At 65.9% G+C, this 19,711-nt stretch carries 14 protein-coding genes; 6 read left to right on the top strand and 8 right to left on the bottom strand.

What is annotated here, in order from left to right; all coding sequences use genetic code 11:
- Positions 1 to 8 precede the first annotated feature (8 nt).
- Both N7367_RS00395 and N7367_RS00390 read right to left on the bottom strand, forming a co-directional pair.
- Positions 9 to 827 (bottom strand): trypsin-like serine protease, encoded by an 819-nt coding sequence (locus N7367_RS00395; RefSeq protein ID WP_279941539.1) that lies wholly within the window; start codon positions 825 to 827, stop codon positions 9 to 11.
- Positions 828 to 943: 116 nt separating this feature from the next.
- On the bottom strand, positions 944 to 1,855 hold the full coding sequence (locus tag N7367_RS00390) for a LysR family transcriptional regulator (protein ID WP_128988194.1): 912 nt from the start codon (positions 1,853 to 1,855) through the stop codon (positions 944 to 946).
- 140 nt (positions 1,856 to 1,995) lie between these two features.
- On the opposite strand from N7367_RS00390, the gene N7367_RS00385 reads away from it, so the two are divergent.
- Positions 1,996 to 2,649 (top strand): hydrolase, encoded by a 654-nt coding sequence (locus N7367_RS00385; protein ID WP_128988193.1) that lies wholly within the window; start codon positions 1,996 to 1,998, stop codon positions 2,647 to 2,649.
- A 22-nt stretch (positions 2,650 to 2,671) separates the two neighbouring features.
- Here N7367_RS00385 and N7367_RS00380 read toward each other — a convergent pair whose 3' ends face one another.
- Complete coding sequence (locus tag N7367_RS00380) at positions 2,672 to 4,330, bottom strand: ABC transporter ATP-binding protein (RefSeq protein ID WP_279941486.1); 1,659 nt, start codon at positions 4,328 to 4,330, stop codon at positions 2,672 to 2,674.
- Positions 4,331 to 4,467: 137 nt separating this feature from the next.
- On the opposite strand from N7367_RS00380, the gene N7367_RS00375 reads away from it, so the two are divergent.
- From N7367_RS00375 to N7367_RS00360, 4 genes are read left to right on the top strand one after another with little or no spacing between them, the layout of a single operon-like run.
- Positions 4,468 to 6,831, top strand: a complete 2,364-nt coding sequence (locus N7367_RS00375; protein WP_279941484.1) for a TonB-dependent receptor — start codon at positions 4,468 to 4,470, stop codon at positions 6,829 to 6,831.
- A gap of 5 nt (positions 6,832 to 6,836) precedes the next feature.
- A complete protein-coding gene (locus N7367_RS00370; protein WP_279941483.1) occupies positions 6,837 to 8,300 on the top strand; it encodes a DUF3526 domain-containing protein in 1,464 nt (487 codons plus the stop codon).
- On the top strand, positions 8,297 to 9,655 hold the full coding sequence (locus tag N7367_RS00365) for an ABC transporter permease subunit (RefSeq protein WP_279941482.1): 1,359 nt from the start codon (positions 8,297 to 8,299) through the stop codon (positions 9,653 to 9,655). Before N7367_RS00370 ends, N7367_RS00365 begins: the two co-directional genes overlap by 4 nt.
- 9 nt (positions 9,656 to 9,664) lie before the next feature.
- On the top strand, positions 9,665 to 10,375 hold the full coding sequence (locus tag N7367_RS00360; protein WP_279941481.1) for an ABC transporter ATP-binding protein: 711 nt from the start codon (positions 9,665 to 9,667) through the stop codon (positions 10,373 to 10,375).
- On the opposite strand, the gene N7367_RS00355 is transcribed toward N7367_RS00360, so the two are convergent.
- The 3 genes from N7367_RS00355 to N7367_RS00345 form a co-directional block, all read right to left on the bottom strand.
- Positions 10,372 to 12,213, bottom strand: a complete 1,842-nt coding sequence (locus tag N7367_RS00355) for an asparagine synthase-related protein (protein ID WP_279941480.1) — start codon at positions 12,211 to 12,213, stop codon at positions 10,372 to 10,374. The two genes, N7367_RS00360 and N7367_RS00355, sit on opposite strands and share 4 nt — an antisense overlap.
- A gap of 13 nt (positions 12,214 to 12,226) precedes the next feature.
- Positions 12,227 to 12,928 (bottom strand): lasso peptide biosynthesis B2 protein, encoded by a 702-nt coding sequence (locus N7367_RS00350; RefSeq protein ID WP_253118498.1) that lies wholly within the window; start codon positions 12,926 to 12,928, stop codon positions 12,227 to 12,229.
- Between the two features lie 78 nt (positions 12,929 to 13,006).
- Complete coding sequence (locus N7367_RS00345) at positions 13,007 to 13,168, bottom strand: hypothetical protein (protein ID WP_180875215.1); 162 nt, start codon at positions 13,166 to 13,168, stop codon at positions 13,007 to 13,009.
- A 192-nt stretch (positions 13,169 to 13,360) separates the two neighbouring features.
- On the opposite strand from N7367_RS00345, the gene N7367_RS00340 reads away from it, so the two are divergent.
- Positions 13,361 to 14,287 (top strand): hypothetical protein, encoded by a 927-nt coding sequence (locus tag N7367_RS00340; RefSeq protein WP_193395798.1) that lies wholly within the window; start codon positions 13,361 to 13,363, stop codon positions 14,285 to 14,287.
- Between the two features lie 126 nt (positions 14,288 to 14,413).
- On the opposite strand, the gene N7367_RS00335 is transcribed toward N7367_RS00340, so the two are convergent.
- Positions 14,414 to 18,142, bottom strand: coding sequence for an autotransporter outer membrane beta-barrel domain-containing protein (locus tag N7367_RS00335; protein ID WP_279941479.1), 3,729 nt, complete (start codon positions 18,140 to 18,142; stop codon positions 14,414 to 14,416).
- 469 nt (positions 18,143 to 18,611) lie between these two features.
- A complete protein-coding gene (locus tag N7367_RS00330; RefSeq protein ID WP_279941478.1) occupies positions 18,612 to 19,613 on the bottom strand; it encodes a glycoside hydrolase family 43 protein in 1,002 nt (333 codons plus the stop codon).
- Between the last annotated feature and the right edge of the window lie 98 nt (positions 19,614 to 19,711).

The raw sequence follows: 19,711 nt of genomic DNA, 5'->3' as shown, positions 1-19,711 counted from the left end.
GGCGACCGCTATCGACCGGCCTCGTCCCCGGACATGACGCGGTCGATCCAGCCGGCGTAGCGTGAGATGCGCACGTTGAACACCACCTGGCCATAGAAGCCGGCCTCAAGGGCGTGCTCGGGAACGGCGGTGATCCAGGAGCCCAAGCCGACCAGTTGCCAGTGGCCCTGCGCGTTGATGACCAGCGGGCCGCCGCTGTCGCCGTTGCCGAGCACGCCTTCAAGCGGCAGGGCGCGCGGCGGCGGATCGAACCGGTACCAGAGATAGCGGTCGTTGCCGCCGGTGATGGCGTTGAATGCACGCCGCAGGGTGGTGCGATGCGACCCTCCGGGAATCAACCCCTCGGCGCCATTCCCGGTGGCGCCCTTCCCTATCAAGGTGGCCACCTGCGCAACCTCGCCCGCGCCCCGATAAAGCGCGACGGGCTCGACATCGGCGACGGGCGTTGCCAACCGGATCAGCGCGATGTCATCCGATGCCGCCAGGAACGCGTGGATCTTCCCTGCACTGCCTGTTGCCAGGGCCTCTTCGCCCAGCGCGGCCGGCATCGGCCTGAAGCCGGGGTGCAGATACACACGCTCGACGGCGTAGTTGCGCCCACCGACGGTGACTTCGGCACCCATGCCGTCCATCGGTGCGGCGTGCGCGGCGGTGACCACCCAGCGTGGGGCGATCAGCACGCCGTGCCCCTCTCCCGGCAGGTCGGCCAGTGCCGGGAAGGCAGACCCATCGATGCGGTACCGGGCATCGTCCACGTCGTCACGGATGACGATGGCCCCGGCGGCAAATGGGACCGTCAAAAGCATCAGGAAGAACCAACGTTTCATGTATTTCTGCATCCCCGTGTTCAAGTGCCCACGCTAGCCGAAACCCACCTGCCTGGTGAATGGCGTGCGACCAGACCCGAAGAAGGCCGACGAAGACCGGCAAACCGGGCGCGGAGTCAGGGCTGTGCTTGCACCTGCTGCGCAGCCGACGGGTTCTCTGCGGCGCTTCCGAAGCATTCGATCAGCATCTCGGTCAGCACCCGCACCTTGCGCGCGGGGTGCGGCGTCGGCGGCCTCACCACGTACATGCCCGCCGGCCGCACCGGGTGGTGTTCCATGAGCGACACCAGTGCGCCCGAGGCAAGATGTTCGCTGACCAAGCCCTCGGGCACCATTGCGATGCCCAGGCCCGCCAACGCAGCGGCCACCAGCGCCGTACCGTTGTCGCCCTTGAAGCGCCCCTGTGGCCGCACAGCGATTACGGTGTCCCCGTCCATGAACTGCCAGCTCTCCGTGCCCTGCATCAGGCATTCGTGGGAAAGCAGTGCATCCGGTGTCTGCGGCGCGCCGCGCGTGGCGACATAGCCGGGTGTGGCCACCAGCTTTCCGAAGATCGGCCCGATACGCCGCGCGATCAGGTTGGAATCGGGAAGGTGGCCAAGCCGTATCGCGCAGTCGTAGCCCTCGACCACCAGGTCCACATGCCGATCGCTGTAGCAGGCATGCACGTGCAGGTGCGGATGGCGCTGCGCCAGCCTGGCGAAGATGGGCGCCAGGTGGGTCGGTCCGAACGACAGCGGTGCAGCGATGCGCAGGCGCCCGCGCAGTTCGCCCGCCGGAAGCAGGGTTTCCTTGGCGATGTCGATTTCGGCGGTAACCCTGGCCGCATAGTCGCGGAAGGTGGCGCCTGCTTCTGTCAGCGACGCGCCACGGGTGGTGCGGGCCAGCAGCTGGATGCCGAGATCCGCTTCGAGCCGTGCCAGCCGCCGGCTGACGATCGACTTGGCAATGCCGAGCCGCTGCGCCGCCGCGGTGACGCCGCCGGCATCGGCCACTTCGACAAATGTCCGCAGTTCCTCTATGTCCATGGCGCGTTCCCCGATGTGCGACACAGTGTAGCCCGGTCGGTGGCTACTGTCCCGAAACGCGGAATGCCAGTATCGATCCCGGGTCGCACACGCACACCGGCCTTCACATCCATCCGCATCTCACTGCCAGAGGAACAGTCATGACGTTTCGCAACGGTCTGGATTCATTGCTTCGCCCGGAAGATTCCGTCCTCGTGCTGATCGACCATCAGCCCTACCAGCTCGCGAACGTGAACAGCCACGACCCGCAGGCGGTGGTGAACAACGCCACGGCCCTGGCCAAGTCGGCCAAGGTGTTCGACGTGCCGGTCATTCTGACCAGCGTGATCGCCGAGCGCGGCGGACTGCTGTTCCGCCACATCACCGATGTGTTCCCGGGCCAGGAGGTCATCGACCGGACCTCCATCAATACCTGGGAAGACAAGGCCGTTGTGGACGCAGTCAAGGCGACGGGCCGCAAGCAGCTCATCATCGCCGGCCTGTGGACCGAAATCTGCGTTGCGATGCCGGCGATCCAGGCTGCGGGTGAAGGCTGGGACGTCACGGTCATTACCGATGCCTCAGGCGGCGTCTCCACCGAAGCGCACGAGGTGGCCATCCAGCGGATGATCGCGGCCGGCGTCAACATGATGACCTGGCTGGCGCTTGCCGCCGAGTGGCAGCGCGACTGGGCACGCGTGGCATCGGGCGAGAAACTGACGCAGGTGATGATCGATCACGTCGGCGGCAGCGGCATTGCCTACATGTGGGAACAGCAGCTGCTCAATACGCCGGTGCCTGCGAAGGCGGGCTGATCGGACAGTGCCGAGGGTGCGCTCAGGCGCCCTTCGTTCTACCCAGCTCAACCACGCGGTCGGCATCGGTGACGACACTGCGCCGATGGGTGATGGCCACCACGGTCACCTCGCTGGCCAGCGCCCGGATATGACCCATGATCTCGCGTTCGGTGGCCTCATCCAGGGCCGAGCTCGCTTCGTCCAGCAACAGGATCGCGGGCTCGCCATACAGTGCGCGTGCGATGGCGATGCGCTGCCGCTCACCGCCGGAGAGCTTCAGGCCACGCTCGCCGACGGTGGTCTCGAAGCGCTCGGGCAGTGCCTCGATCAAGGTGAGGATGGCAGCCTTGCGTGCGGCGTGCCGCAGCCGCTCGTCATCGCGCGGGCGCCCCAGCAGGATGTTGTCGGCCAGGCTTTCGTTGAGCAGCATCACGTCCTGCGGCACGACGGCGACGGCCGCGTGCCACGTCGCGCGATCGATCCGTGCCAGGTCGGTACCGTCCACCCGTATCCGGCCTTGCTGGGGCTCGATGGATTTCAGCGCCAGCTTGAACAGTGTCGACTTGCCGGTACCGGTCTCTCCCATCAGGAAGGTGATGCCGCCGCGTCCGGCGTGGAAGGTCGCATCGGTGACGCCGCGACCATTGTCATAGCGATGGCTCACTGCGTCGAACTGGAGCAGGCCGCTGCGGGCGGAGAACCGTTCGGCATGGGCCACCTGCGGTTCCTCGGGCGCGGCCCACAGGGTAGAGAGCGGCGCCAGCATGCTCCACGAGCGCGCGACGTCGTCGATGGAGCGCGCGATCATCTCCAGCGGCAGGTTGAGCTGGAGCAGCAGCAGATTGAACAGGACGATGTCGCCCACGCTCAGCTGTCCGTTCTGGTAGCGCGGCAGCAGGAGGCTAAAGGTGACGATGAACTCGATGGCCAGGCCGATGCCCAGCAGGGCGATGAAGCCTACGCGCTGCAGTACGTAGGCGCGCCAGCTGTCGCGCACGCTCTGTGCCTTCTGCTCGAAGCGCTGCACCATCCAGCTGCTGCCGCCAAACTGCCTGAGTGTTTCCATCGCATTCATGGCATTGCCGACGAAGCGGGCGTTCTGCTGGCCGGCCTCGACGGCCGCTTCGCGGTGGATGCGTGCACGTCGGGTAGCGAGCGCGGAAAGCGCTACGGCCACCGTGCCGTAGCCCAGCACGATGGCCACGATCTGCAGATTGATCAGCGCGCCCAGGGTGACCAGGGTCAACACGATCTGCAGGGCACTGGGAATGAAGGCCACCAGGCCCAGCTGCACGACGATCTTGAGCGCCCCCCGCCCCTTTTCGCCGGCCACCTGCAGTTCCGCTGCGTTGTATTCCACGAAGAAGCTGCTGGTCTTCTTCAGCAGGCGCGCGAAGTAGCGGGTACTGGTGATGAAGCCCAGATTCTCGCCGCTGAGGAATGACAGGTACTGCACCGTGTTCTGCAGCACGCTGCCCACCCCGAGCAGCACGGCGTAGAGAACGAACCACCCGGCCAGGACGGCTGCGCCCTGCCAGGGGAGGCGGTCGATCAACCGCGAGAACAGATAGGGCGCGGCAACGGTGGCCAGGCCGGAGAGCAGCACGGTGCCGGCGATGAGCAGCAGCAGCGTGCGATCGGCTTTCCAGTAGGCCGTCAGTATCTCGCTGACAGGCGCGGGCACAGCGAACGGCTTCATCACTCTCGGTCCCCGGCGTCTCGGCGGTCCACAGGGAAGGAAGTCCCTGTGCGGCTAAATGATATGATATAACATCGCCATCAAGCGCACGTGACCGTGCTGCAGGCCGATATCGGATGAGAGTGATGGACCGGGGAATGGAACAGGTATTCAAGGGCGGTAGGCGCGCGTTGCTGGCCGCGAGCATCGCTGCCGCGCTGCAGATCGGAGCACCAGCCCAGGCACAGAAAGCGGGCACCGACGACGATGCACCCACGGCCACCCTGGACAAGGTGCTGGTCATTGGCAGCAACATCCGCGATGCCGTCGGCGGTGGTGCGTCGCCGGTCATCGTGATCGACCGGGAGGCCATCGACCGCACTGGCGTGGCCTCCCTGCAGCAGCTGTTCGAGAAGCTGCCGCAGAACTTCGGTGGCGGCGCCAATGGTGCCAATGTGGCCAATCTCGGTGTTGACCGTGATACCGGCAACAACTTCGGCCAGGGCACCGCGATCAACCTGCGTGGCCTGGGTACGGGCACTACGCTGACCCTGGTCAACGGCCATCGCGTGACCTCATCGAACCGCTACCAGTATGTCGATGTATCGCTGATTCCACTCAGTGCGGTCGAACGCGTGGAGATCCTCACCGATGGTGCCTCTGCCATCTACGGCACCGATGCCGTCGGTGGCGTCGTCAACATCATCCTGCGCCAGGACTTCACCGGCTATGAGTCGTCGCTGCGGTACGGCACGGTCACCACCGGCAACATGGACGAGTACCAGGTGTCGCAGTCCGCGGGGTGGGCGTGGGACCGCGGCCGTGTGCTGGCAAGTTACGAGTTCCTGAAGCAAGGCAACCTGCCCGCCACCGACAAGGATTTCTCCCGGAACGTCACGGTCAGGCCCTACGATCTCTATCCCGGATCGAAGCGGCACAGCCTGTATGTCGATGGCGTGCAGGAGCTCAGCGATGTGCTGACGCTGAATCTCACCGGCTCGTTCGCCAAGCGCGAGATGGACACCACCATCTCCGGCACGGCCGACGAAACCCGGTTGTTCCCGCACACGCAGCAGTTCGATGTGTTCGCAGGCCTGACCCTGGAGCTCCCGCGCCAGTGGCAGGCGCGCCTGGACGCTGGATTCGGCAGGAACGAGGTGTCCTACGAGCGCACGACCATTACCGGCAGCACCGTCAGCACGGCGCCACCGACGGATACGAACTCTGAATCGCGCTATCTGGACGTGGTGGCCGACGGTGAGGTCTTCAGCCTGCCCGCCGGCCCGGTACGCGCAGCGGTCGGCGTCGGTTACCGCCGCGATGGCTATGAGCTGCTCGATCACCGTGGGCTGGAAAAGCCGCTCGATCTGCAGCGCACGATCAGGTCCGCCTTTGCCGAGCTCAACATCCCGCTGCTCAAGGAGATGCCCGGCGTTCGCAGCCTGTCGCTGACCGCGGCGGCGCGCTACGACGACTACAGCGACTTCGGCTCCACCTTGAATCCCAAGCTGGGGCTGCTGTGGGAAGCCACCGAGGGACTCTCCTTCCGTACCAGCTACGGCCGCTCTTACCGCGCGCCGGTCTACCAGGACATGCAGCTGAACAACACCGTGGTCGTGGCGAACGTGCCGAACCCGAACGCGGCCAACGGCAGCACCGTCCTGATGATGCTCTCCAACGGCAATCCCGATCTCGGCCCCGAGCGTGCGAAAACCTGGACCGGCGGGTTCTCGTTCGCGCCGCCCTCCGTTCCCGGCCTCACGGTTGATGCCAACTACTATCACATCGACTATGCGGACCGGATCGGCAGCGGCTTCGGCGGCAGCTTCCCGTCCCTGTTCCTGCAGTCCACGGCCCCCTACGCGGACATCCTGACCGTCGATCCATCGCAGCAGCAGATCCAGCAGGCGCGCCAACTGGGCGTGTCGGGCCTGGGGCTGTTCGTCTCACGTGTGGGGCCGTATGCACTCCCTGCCGGCCTGGATGAGACCAGCAGCCAGGTGATCCTGGACAACCGCTTCCGCAACAACGCATACACCTCGCAGCGCGGCGTCGATCTCAACGCGTCCTATCGCGTCGATGTGGGCCAGACGCGGATCGCGATGAACCTGGCCGGGCAGTACATCCTCGAATCGACGCGGCGCGTGACCAGCACATCGCCCGAGCTGGACGCGGTCAACGCGGTCTACTACCCGGTCGACCTCAAGCTGCGCGGCGGCCTGACCCTGGACCGGGGCCAGGCCGCAGGCGGCGTCTTCGTGAACTACGTGGACAGCTACCGCGATCCGGCCAACATCGCCCACCCACACGTAAGCTCCTGGACGACCGTCGACCTGAACCTCAAGTACCACTTCGGCGCCCCGGCCGGCGACCACGAAGGCACGTCGCTCGCCCTCAACGTGCAGAATCTTCTCGACCGGGATCCGCCCTTCATCATCAACAGCATCAACACCGGCTACGACCCCACCAATGCGACCGCGCTGGGGCGCTTCCTGTCGGTGACCCTCACGCATCGCTGGTAAGCCGGATGAGCCCGCCCTCCCCCGCCCGCTTCCGGCCTGCGTCGACGCTTCGGCAAGCTGCCGGTGTCGCGGCAACCCAGCTGACCTTGATGTGGCGTGAGCGGCGCCTGCCGTGGCTCGCCCTGGTCCTGCTGCTGCTTGCGGGCGCATCCGTTGCCACGGGTGCCGCGCGCCTGTCCCTGCAGGCGCAGGAGCACCAGGCCGTAGCAGCGGAGGAAGCGCGGCTGTGGGACGGCCAAGGCGTGATCGATCCCCATGCCGCGGCGCATGTGGGACGCGCCATTCCCGCACCGGTGCGACCCCTGGCCGCGCTCGATCCGGGACTGACCGATGTGCTGGGCACCTCGGTGTTCATCGAAGGTCACGCACAGAACCCGGCCAGGCATCGCGCGATGGACGCGGGCACCGCCCTCAGCCGGTTCGACGGTTTCTCTGCCGCCTGGGCGCTGCAGGTAGTAGCGCCGCTGCTCATCATCCTTGCCGGCTTCGCCACGCTGTCCGGTGACGTCGCCCGCGAAACCCTTCGCCAGGAACTCGGCACCGGGGCGTCGCCTGCGGTGCTGATCATCGGCCGATTGATTGCTCTGGCAAGTGCTTCCCTGCTCCTGGTGCTTGCCATGCTGGCGGCGACGGTTCCCGCTGTGGCGGGACAGAACGCCGGCTGGATGGACATCGCCGCGCTGCTGGCCATGTGCGCGGCCTACGGACTCTATCTGCTGGTGTTCTGTGCCCTCACGGTCGGTGTCTCGGCGTTGTCCAGCTCGGCGCGGACCTCGCTGGTGGTGCTGCTGGGGTTCTGGGTGGTAGCCACCGTGCTGGTGCCACGAATGGCGCCAGCGGTGGCCGAATCGCTGGATCCCACGCCCAGCGCGCCGGCATTCAGGGCCGCCGTGACGGAAGAGGCGGAGAACGGAGTGGATGGCCATGACCCTGCGGACAAGCGGCTGGACGCCCTGCGACACGCGCTGATGGCGCGCTACCAGGTCGACACGGTGGAAGAGCTTCCCGTCAACTTCCGGGGCGTGGCCCTGGAGTTCGCAGAGAGGAACTCGACGGACACCTACAACCGCCATTTCGAGCGGATCCATGCGACCTATCGGCAGCAGCAAGCAACACAGCGCGCATTCGCCTTCGTTTCTCCGGCCATCGCGCTGCAGTCATGGTCGCGCGCATTCGCCCGCACCGATTTCGCGGCGCACCTGGCCTTCCTGCAGAGCGTGGAAGACTACCGCTACCGCCTGATCCAGGCACTCAATGCGGAAGTGAAGCAGCACAAGGCGCCGCAGGGGGAGAAGCATCGTGCCGACATCGCGACCCTCACCCGGTCCGTGGCCTACACGCCGGGGCAACAGTGCCTGGCCGGCATTGCCGCGGCACAGGCGGCGAACCTGGCCATTCTGCTGGGCTGGGTGCTGCTGGCGCTTGGACTGGTGTTCTTCTCGGCCCGGCGCCTGGGGACGACCCCATGAGCAGTCTTTCCGTTGCCGGCCATGAGGCCCGCAGGCTGCTACGCGATCGGGCGCTGCCCACCCTGCTGATGCTGCTGCTGGCGCTGGCCGCCTACGCGGCGTGGAATGGCAGGGCGTGGGTCGAACAGCGTAACGCCGCCATCGGCGTGATCCAGCTCGAAGAGCAGCACACCCATGACCGCAGCCGGGTGTTCGTCGGCAAGGCGCCCTCGGTGTTGCCGCGCGTCCAACCCGTGCTACCGCCGGCTGCGATGGCGTCGGTGTCGATCGGGCAGGCGGAGGCCTATCCCTATACGGCCGATGTGGTGGCGCTCGGCGATCGCACCCAGCTTTTCAGGAACGTGTGGGCCGACATCGGCAATCCGGCAGCGCGGGCCGCAGGCCGGTTCGATCTGGCGTTCGTCATCGTCTTTCTGCTGCCCTTGGTCATCCTGGCAGCCAGTTATGACCTCTGGGCCCGCGAGCGCGAGCGTGGCATCGCTGCGCTGGTGCTGTCGCAGCCGGTCGCGGTGGGACGGCTGATCGCAGTGAAGGCGCTGGCCCGAGGCGGCGTGGTGCTGCTGCCTGCGGGAGTGATCCTGGTCGGCGCGGCGGCGTGGTCCGGTGCGGAGAGCCTTGCCGGCCTCGGCCTGCTCTCGCTGGTCATCCTTGCCTATGGCGGCTTCTGGCTGGCGGTGGCGGTGCTGATCGGCTGTTTCGCCCGGCGCACCACGGAGGCGGCCATTGCGGCCGGCGGAGTGTGGTTGCTGATCGTGGTGATGGCCCCGTCGTTGACCCTCGCCGCAGTGAATCTGGCCGTTCCGCCGCCATCACAGATGCAGCTCGCGACCGACGTGAAGGCGCGGCTGGCCGCAACGGCCAGGCAACAGGCACTCCATCGCCGCAGTGCTTCAACGACTGTACGTTCTTCGCCACCGGTGATTCCGGACCACGTGCGCGAGGCCTATGCCGACCTGCTGGCGACCGATCTCGACCTTGCGCCGCTGATCGAATCGCATGAGCGGGCGCAGGATGCACGCCGCCGGGTGCTGGACAACGTGCGGTTGCTGATGCCCGCGGTCGCAGTACAGGACGCGCTGGACCGCATCGCCGGCTCGGACGCGGATCGCGCGCTCGCCTTCCAGGACCAGGTCCATGCGTTCTGGCAGGCCCGTCGGTTGCTGCACAAGGCGTACCTGGATCGCGACGCGCCGCAGACACTTGCCGAATATGAAGCCCTGCCCCGCTTCCGGTTCGTGGAGCCGGCCGGCGTGGGCCGGCGTGGAGTGCGTGCCGATCTCGCGGCGTTGCTCGCCGCCACCCTGATTCTGCTGATCGCCGCCGGATCGATGCGTCGCCGGTTGGCGGCCCCTTGAGGAGCCCACATGCTTTCTGCAAAGAACCTGGTCAAGGAACACGGCACCCACCGGGCACTCGACGACGTCAGCTTCGAGGTGGGACCCGGCGAGATCTTCTGCCTGCTCGGAGCCAACGGTGCGGGAAAATCGACCACGATCAAGCTCTTTCTGGGCTTCCTCACCCCTACCTCCGGATCCGCGGAAGTCGATGGACTCAGCGCGCACCGGCACCCGCAGGAGGTGCGACGCAGGCTGCTGTACATCCCCGAGACCGTGGCGCTGTACGACGAGCTGTCCGGTCTTGAGAACCTGGACTACTTCGCGCGTCTGGCCGGCGTGGACGACCGCTCACCCGCCCGGCTGCGGGATGCACTGAGTACAGCGGGCCTGGCGCCGGATGTCTTCGGACGACGCGTGGGCCTCTACTCCAAGGGCATGCGGCAGAAGGTCGGCATTGCCCTGGCCATCATCAAGGACGCCAAGGCACTGCTGCTTGACGAGCCAACCTCCGGCCTCGACCCCACCGCGTCGGCCGAGTTCCATGACCTGATCGTGCGGCAGCGTGATCGTGGCACCGCCATCCTGATGGCCACGCACGATCTGTTCCGCGCGCGCGAGGTGGCCACCACGATCGGCCTCATGCAGGCCGGGCGGCTGCGCAGGACATTGGATGCCACCACCATCACCGCCAACGATCTTGAGAGCCTGTACCTCGAGGAGATGAGCCGGAGCGCCTAGGCGACTCCGGCTCCCTGCCCTGCGGGCCGCTCTGCCCAGCGCCTGAGCCAGGCTTCGATGTTGACCTGCGGGCCGAAGATGCCGAGCACCTGCGACGAATGATCCGGGCCGACCCGACGGATGCCGGCGTCGGCCGACGCGCTGTCGATGTACCCACGCCGGGCCAGCAGGCCATCGACCAGCAGGCTGCGGATGAATGCCTGATGGCCCAGGGTGACCGCGACCGAATGATCGTCGAGGTAGGACTTCACTTTCCGCGACAGCAGCGCATCCGGCAGCAGCCCCTGCAAGGCACGCCGTGCGATCGTCCGGTCCTCCGCATCCGCCATGAGCAGGCGCAGTGGCATGCGCGCGAACAGTTCGACCAGCGGCTGTGCGCTGATCGGAGAGACACCGTGCCAGCGACCCGCGCCCTCGAACGGATCAAGGACGCTGGTCGGAAACACCATCCGGCTGATGTGCGCAAGCTTGTACGGTGACACCTCATGCCCTTCGTTGCGCGCGTGGCGCAGCCAGGCCGGTGGCGTGACGTCCTGCTCGGACACGTCGACCTTCACCCATTCGCAGGGGTTGCCCCAGCGACCGTTGATGCTGGCGGGCCGCCTGAGCAGCCCATGGATCACCGCATCCTTGAGGACGCCATATAGCGAATCGCCCGACTGCGCGGTTTCAAAGGCGACCCGCAAGAAGTGGCGGTCGATGCCGCGCCGCCAGGCATGGTCGATCGCCGCAGCGTTGCCCTTGAAGCGCAGGAAGACCGCGTCGCCGCCGACACCGGTGAACTGCACGGTGTCGCCATCAAAGGCGACATCACGGCGATGCAGAAGGTAGCCCGAGCAATGTGCCGGCCGCGCCGTCCGCGGGAAGGCCATGATCTCTTCCAGCGCGCAGTGGGGTTGCCGCCGGTACTCGACGAACCCGCAGCGCCGGCCTGACGACTCACTGGCACCGGCCACCGCCATGCGGGCGAACATCCGCTCATCGGCACCGATGCCGTCGTCATAGTGGTGGACACAGTCCACTTCCGGCAGGGAGGGCGCGTGCAGCAGACCGGCGAGGATGATGGAGGAATCCAGCCCACCCGACAGCTGCAGCTGGATACGCCGGTGCCGGCTGGCCAGGGCACCGATGCAGCCCAACAGCGTGGAGCGCGCGAGCTGCACCGCCTCCTGCAGGTCTTCGATCGGTTCGTCGCGGGCCAGGCGCACGATGTCCCACTGGCACTGCCGGCTGACCGGCTCGCCATCGCGGATCGAAACGGCCTCCCCGGCCTCGATGGCGGTGACCTCCCTGAAGCCGGTCTGCAACCCGTCACGGAACGGAAACAGCAGCGAGTAGGACAGGAAGGGCCAGTCGATGCTGAAATCGCGCAGGCCCAATGCAAGGCAGTCTTCCATGCTGGAGAAGACCACCGTCAGCTGATCCGCCGTCGTCATGTAACAGGGAATCTCAGCGGTGGGATCACGCAGGACGAACCAGCTCGATGACTGCGGCTGGTAGCCGAACGCTACATAGCGGCCCCAGTAGTGCTGCACGAGGGTTTTTCCCTGCGTGCGGCAGGCCGCATCGGCGGCGGCCGCATCCAGTGGCACGCGCGCGGGCACGGTATCCCGGCCGAAATTCCTGTCGAACAGCGCGCCGAGCACGACCAGCGAGCCGCAGCGGCTGCAGTCCAGGTAGCCCGGGTTGTCACTCTGGACATAGATCGCGGCGCCGTGGTCGTTCATCACGCAGGTGATGCCGGCGTGCATGGCCTCGATGCGCTGCATCGCCTGCTGCGCCCGGGCGGTTGCGGAGTCGCAGGAGGTGTTCCAGAGCACGGCGATGTATCGATACATGCGTGAGGCGCCTCTACAGCACCAGGATGGGAACCATCCGGCGCAGGTTGAAGGGGATATCGGTCAGGACCTGATCGCCGTGCTGCAGCCAGCAGTGCGCCGCGAAGGGCTGGGTCCTGACCGCGAACACCCAGTCCGCGACGATTCCATGCCTGGACAGGAATTCGCGCATCGCCAGGCAGTAGAGAAAGCATTCGTCCGTCTTCCTGAAGGCCAACGGCCGCAGCCAGTCGAACACCCGGACGCGCAGGGCCAGCTCCTGCACGCTTACGTCCGTGCGCTGTGATCCCTGCGCACGCCTGCGCGCCGAGGACACTGTGTGGCTGAAAGGAAGGAACGTCCTGCTGCATCCGGCACGCATGCACGCAGCCATGAATCTGCGGACGTCACGTGCGGTGATGCGCGGACAACCGCGAGGTTCACCGTCGCGTATCCAGTGGCGCGGCAGCGCGATCGAAGCACTGGTCGCGGCTTTGCCTCGCTGCGGATCGTCGGTGATCAGCCCGCGTTGCAGCAGCGACTGCAACAGATCCGGCATCCGCCGGCCGTCTGCCGGCAACGGCCAACCCAGCACCAGCCCGCCCAGGCTGGCTGCACGATGGCGGTCGAGCGACAGGTATTTTCCCGTCGCCTGGTCCAGGATCACCATTGCATCGCCGGTGACACAGATATGGGCCTGCTTCGACAGGAAATAGCGCGCCGCAGGCTGTTCCATTACGTGATCTCTTCAGTCCAGGCGGAGAAGCGGTGCATGCGCAGGGCATGCACCGCAGGTCATGCATGCCGCAGTGGATCAGGGCGAGGTGGTCGGAAACACGCCATCCCACAAGGTGCCGTGGTTGTGTGCCTTGGTTTCCGAAACCACCGAGCCCAGCTCGATCAGATCACCGCCCACACCCTGGTCTTCAGGGTTCTGCTGTCCTGCCACTACACCCAGCTCAATCAGCTCGTTCATGAACATCTCCTCTTGTCAGTGGATGTATCCGGGCGTCGTGCCACGGATACGGAGCAGCCAAGCCACCATCGCTGCGCGTGTTGCTAAGCGATTGCCGTCAAGGCATGCAAATGTTACGATATAACATATTATTTCAGTGTGACGACTGTCGCTGTCCGGCAACGTCGACACGCCTTCTCGAAGGGGAAATGGATGAGCGACCCGATCAGTGACGATGGCCTTGAGCCCACCCTTCTGCTCAAAGGACCGTTCCCGCTGCCGAGGTTCATCCGCTTCATCAGGGAGCGATGCCCGCCCGGATGCTTCGATGAGGCGATGCTGGTGGAGGAATGGAAGAACGCCCGCGCCGACGCGCTGCGCCAGCTGAAGGAAGAGGCCAACGACGCCGACGCGGTCGAGGTGCATGCACTTCCTGCGGAGATGGCGGCGCTGGCCGACCACGCGCCACGCCAACCGTCGATGCACCGCATGACGAACAACGTGCCGCGCGCATGGCAGATGGTCGAGATCGACCGGCTGGTGGTCTTCCAGGAGTGCATCAACCTGCGCCATGTCGGCGAGCTTGCCGCGGCCTTCCCCGCCTCCCCCACGGCACAGGACATCATGGAGCTGGTTGCACGCAACGGGCGGCACGCTCACCCGCCGGTCCGCGCGTCCCGGTCCGAAGGCAGCTACACCTTTGCGTCCAGCTCCAACGACCTGCGCTTTCTGGACGTGGCGACGATCGACCCGTCCGCCATCGCCGGCTACGAACCCTTCGGTGCAGCCAGCCACGCGCTGGTCATCTATCTGGGCTTCAGCGACAACCTCGTCAGTGCCACCCGGATCGGCAACCGCCTGATCCTGACCAATGGCTCCCATCGCCTGTACCTGCTGCGCCAGCTTGGGCTCCGCCATGTACCGTGCCTGGTGACTGACGCCTCCGACAGCGACTTCAGTGACGTGCTGTTGCCGGCAGCAGTCAAGCAGGACCGTGCGTTCTATCTGGGCTCGGCACGGCCGCCGTTGTTCAGGGACTACTTCGATCCACGCCTGACCCGCATCGTGCCGGTGATCCGCAAGAACTATGCGCTGCGGGCCACGCTGGACCTGCAGAGGATCACGGTGCCGGCGGTGTAGCGCATGCGTCAACCCAGCGCCGAAGGTTGATACCGGCCCAGCCATTGCTGCGGCCTGGATGGGAGGCGCCGGATCGCTCCGGCACCTCCCGCCTCCAGCTTTACCTCTGGATCAGCCGTCTGGTCGTCACCAGGCGTACTTCACACCCAGCTGCCCCATGATTTCCCGATAGCCGTGCTGCCCGCGGCGGGCACCCCACTCGCCCCACCCCGACCAGCCGCTGCCAAGGCTGGCCTGTGCGCCGGCTTTGACCTCGTAGCGATCCTTCGGCTCATCACTGCGCAGGCGCTCACCATCGAATACCACGCCGTTGTCATCGCGGCCACGCAGCCAGTTCAGCGCCAGATACGGCTGAACCCGGGTTGCTCCACTCGTGGCGTGGCCGTAAAGGCGCGCACCGACACGGGTGTGGATTCCGTTGTCGGCGTCACTGCGGACTACGGTCCCGTTGCGTTCGACCAGCGAGTCCGCGTCGTAATGACTGTAGCCGATCTGCATCTGCGGCTGGACGAAGACCTGCGAATCACCGGTATCCAGAATCAGGAACGCACGGCCGGCCTCGATCGAACCGGACCAGCTGCGGGCGTCGTAGCGCTCCTTGGCCAACGCAGTCCCTTCAACGGTATTGTTGAACTTGCCGTACTGAAGGCTGCCATCCACATACCAACCGCTGCTCTGTGCCGGGTGCTGCAGCCACGTTGCATAGATGCCGGCGGAGTAGCCTTCCACCCGGCCCTTGGCGGAGTAGCCGGTGAGCGTGGACGTGGCGGTGTTGGTCACCCGACCAGCGCCGAGCATGCCGCCCACACGAAGCCTGCCGTCGCCGGCAACCCATGCATCTGCTCCGGCCTGGAGCAGTGAACGATTGCTGTCCACGTCCAGCTGCCGGGCAAGCGCACCGAAATCGGCCTGGCTGCGCGACGTACGTACCCAGACGGTCCGGTCTGCATCATCGAATGCGGGCTCGCCGATCCGGTCGTGCATCGAATGCTGGAACAGCGAGGCCGCCGAGCTCTGATTGGCCAGGTACACGCCCGGCTCTGGACGCAGCACGGGTTCGGTCGGGCATTCCGGCGCGGTGGGATCGGTCAGGCAGGGGTCGCCTGGATCGAGGTACTCGGAGCGCAGATACCAGTCACCGTCATTCGGATCGGCCTTCCCGCCCTGGAAGACGAAGTACTCGTACTGGCCGGCAACTGCGCGTCCGCGCAGATGGAACTGGCCACTGGAGGCGCCGTCCACCTGGACGATACGGATGCCGTCGGTCGTCTGCGCCCCTGCACCGCCGACATTGTTGATCACCAGATCCGCCTGGCCGGACGTATTGCCCTTGATGTGCAGACGGTCGCTGCTGGAGTCGTCCCCGCCCAGCATCGCATCCATCTGCACGGTGCCACCTGCACCGACGAAGTCGCCATCAATGGTGAAAGTGCCAAGTGTGCCCGCGTCGCCGCCCGGCGCCAGCACACTGCCCGCAGTGAGCGTCACACCCCCCGCCGTGCCTGTGCCCTCGAGGCGACTGCCGGATTCGACCGTGATGTTTCCGCCCAATGCGCCATCCAGACGCAGGGTGCCGCCGCGAACACTCGCACCACCTGCGAAGGCGGACGAGTCTGCGGTCAGGATCAAACGCCCCAGATCGGTCTTGAGCAACGTGCCGGTCCCTTCCAGCTGCGATGCGATGGTGGCGGTGATCGATGCGCCGTCGGCCGTGCCATCACCCACCCGGATAACGGATTCGGGCGCACTCAGGCCCAGCGCGGCGCCCTCGATGCGGTAGCCATCGACAGCGAACTGCATGCCTGTCGCCGTGATGCCACCATGGCTGTCATCGAGCAGAACCGTTCCCGCTTCGCCCTGGAAGATGGCGAACTGACCGCCCCACTGGTCATTGGCCGATCCGTTCGTGTTGGTCCACTGACGATTGTCAGCATCCCAGGTGCCACTGCCACCGTTGATGGTGCCGTCAGCGGTTTCATTCGGGCCGTCCCAGAACTGCACCGAAACGCCCGTGCTGTTGACCAGGTTGACCTGGTTGGCGATGGCCGTCTGGATGGCCAGATCCGCCGGATCCGTGCCCGCCGGCGCGCTGGTGATATCCAGGCCGTTGTCGGTCAATGCACCGCCGTAGTCGAACAGGCGGTAGACGCCCGGCCCGAATCCTCCCAGATCACTCACTTCCAGGCGGCCATCCAGGATCAGGTTGCCATTGACATTGAACAACGCCGCTGAGCCTGGCATGCCAAGCGCGGTCTGCACGATGCTGCCGCCCGACAGCTGCAGCGAGTCCATCGCCAGTGCATTTCCCTGTTGGCCGTAAAGCGTCGCGCCATCTGCGATCGTCACTGCGCCGGAAACGGTGCCGTAGCCACCGAACGTCGTACCGCTGCTGGCGATCAGCGTCGGCGTGACCAGGCTGGCACCGTCCAGATGCAGAGCACCGCTGTTCACGGATACGGTGTCGCTGAAGGTGGAGGAACCCGACAGGCGCCAATCGATGCCGTTCATGGCCAGCGACGCGAATCCAGCCACATTGGCGTCCTCGCTGCCGCTTCCTGCCAGGATGAGGCGACTGTTGGCACCGGTGCTCTGTACGTCGCCGTCCAGGAGGGAGCCGGTGTCCAGCGTCAGCAGCGTGTCGTCACCGCCGATGCTGATGGCGGTGCCGCCCGTGCCACGGATGGTGCCGGTGTTATGGAGGCTGTTTCCGTTTCCGCCGAGCCGCACGCCCTGGCCGCCCTCGATCAGGCCGCTGTTGGTCAGGGTCAGCGTACCGGCGGCAAGCGTACCCAGGCCGATCGTCCTGATGCCGTGGTTGGTCCCCATCAGCGTTCCGCTGTTGTTGACGACGGCATTGGCTGCCGACAGCGACAGTCCGATACGCGAGCCGGTCACATTGGCGGTGTTGGTGAGATCCACGTCGATGAGCGTGCCCTTGCCGTTAACCGCGATCGCCGAGCCACCCGATGTGCTTCCTACCGACGTCACATCACCGCTGTTGGTGATCGTGGCCTTACGGCCGCCATCGACGTAGATGCCGGTGACGTCGCCGATGATGGCGCTGCGATTGTCGATTTCGTAAGTTGCAGCGCCTGAGCCATTGGAACCGACCGAGATGGCTGTCTGCCGCACATCAATGCTGCCGGTCTGGACAATGCTGATATTACCGGTCCGGTTCATCTGAGCATTGATGCCGCCACCAGCCGTACTGGCACCTGCGATCGTTCCACTGTGGTTGATCGTCATGTCGCCGGTGCCACCTGCGTTGGCAACGGCCTTGATGCCGCGACCGCCTTGACTCTCGGTGCTGACAGTGCCGCGGGCGATGATATCGATGGCGCCGCCGACATCGACGTACATGGCTTCGCTGCCCAGGCCGCTGATGTCGATCTCGCCATCGTTGACGAGGGTGGCGTTGCTGCCGGCTCCCTGGTCGCGCATCAGCACGCCCATCTGGCCGGTGGTCAACGCGGAGTTGCCCACCACGATGCGCGCGCCGTCCTCGATGGTAACCCCCAGGTTGCCCGCGACCGCCGCTGCACCATTGGCGGTGCCCGTGGCAAAGCCCACCGTAGTCGTGGCGCTGTTGGTCGGCGCGCTTCCTGTGGTGTCCACCACTGCGCCGGATGCCAGCGTCAGATGGACGTCGCTGCCGGTATAGATGACGCCACCCGTGTAGGGGTTGCCGCTATCGTCACAGACGATGATCGTGCCGGCGCCACACTCGTCGGCAGCGAGCGCACCGCCGATCTGGCTCAGGAACAGTGATGTGGCGATCGCGAGCGGGGCTAGGCGGCGGAGTGGCACTACCTGGCCACGCATGCCCGGCATGGCCATGATCTTCTTGGTCTTCATTCAAGTTTTCCTTTTGACGAAGTAGCCGAGAACTGCGCGTCGGCGACGGCCCCGCCAGACATGCCCGGGGATCCGTGCCCTGATCTCACGAACGCTCTGTCCTGCAATGCCCCCTGCGTACCGTGAGCATGGTGCTGCTCCTGGAGTGCGAAGCGTCACATCTGAAGGTCAATGAACGGCGTATCCAATCGGGCGAGCACAAAGCGTAGTGCGGCTACAGAGATGCCTGGTGCACTGCGCGGCAGCGCATCAGGCCGCCGGGATGCTCTCAGACCCCGTCAATCGCTTGAATAGAGAAAGTTGCGGTTTCAGTCCCTGCATGGAGGGAGCTCCTTGCACGGGACTTGCGCCTGTATAGATCAACCTTGATAGGCACAACCGTGACACTCATCGCATTTATGATACGAAGCGGATCGCAATCCATCTCCATACCCGGTGTCCCGGACGCGTGTGCCGCCACCGGGCCCCTCTAGTCCACCCGCACACCGCGCCCGGACGGCGCATCCAACAGCGGCATGCCGTCCTGGCTCCAATGCACCGGCTGGATGCGCGGCGAGCGCCTGGCGGTGCAGCCCATGTCCGGCCCCGGGTTGGCGTGGTAGATGATCCACGGCGCGCCGTCGGCCATCTGGAAGAAACCGTTGTGCCCCGGCGCGTACACGTTGCCAGCAGGATGCTTGGCAAGGATCGGCTGCTTCGCCTTGTGCCACGCGCTCGCATCCAGCGGATCGGCGCCGGCCTTGGCGTGCAGCAGTCCAATCGCGTAGTCATCCGACCAGCACGCACTGCCCGAATAGGTCAGGAACAGATCGCCGCGTGGGCCCTGCAGGAACTCCGGGCCCTCCAGGATCTGCCGCCCGCCCTGTCGCTCCCACGCCTGGTCCGGCCGCGCGATGATGGTTTCGCTGCCCCGCAGGGTCCAGGGGTTGGCCATGGCCACGATGGCCAGCACGCTGTCCGGTCCCACATAGGGTGAGTACACGAAGTAGCGCTTGCCGCCGGTCACGAAGGTGGTGCCGTCGATGCCGGGGTGTGCCGTGGCCAGCCGTCCGCGATCGGTCCACGTGCCCCGGGTCGGATCGGCATTGTCGTTCTCCAGCACGAACACCCCGCGGTGGGCGTCTTCCTGGCCTTCGGGTGCGTCACCCGCAGCTGCCGTGTAGTAGATGTACCAGCGCCCATCAATGCGATGCAGTTCCGGCGCCCAGATCGACTTGGCATTCGCCCCCGTTGCCGGCGGACGCCACACCGTGACTTCGCGCGCGTCAGCCAGGTGCGCAAGGTCGCGGGTGGCGCGGATGGCGAGGCGATCACCGTGCGTGCCCATGTAATAGAACACGTCCCCATCGCGGGTGATCCACGGGTCCGGCCCGGAGTCCAGCAGCGGATTGTCCACCGCCGGTGTTGCGGCGGACGCGTTCGTCGATACCTGAAGCAGCGCTGCAAGCGCCATGGAAAGCGTGCCGTTCATTGCGTTCCCCTCCCGACTGGAACTGCGCCGGCAGGCTTGCCAGCGAGCGACCACCAAACCATATAATCAGACAATAGGCAACACCATCGCCGCCAAGG

The organism is Stenotrophomonas sp. GD04145, assembly GCF_029835135.1.
Classification (GTDB): Bacteria; Pseudomonadota; Gammaproteobacteria; order Xanthomonadales; family Xanthomonadaceae; genus Stenotrophomonas; species Stenotrophomonas maltophilia_P.
Note: the sequence above shows the minus strand (reverse complement) of the source record. Positions and strands in the feature narration are given on the sequence as shown.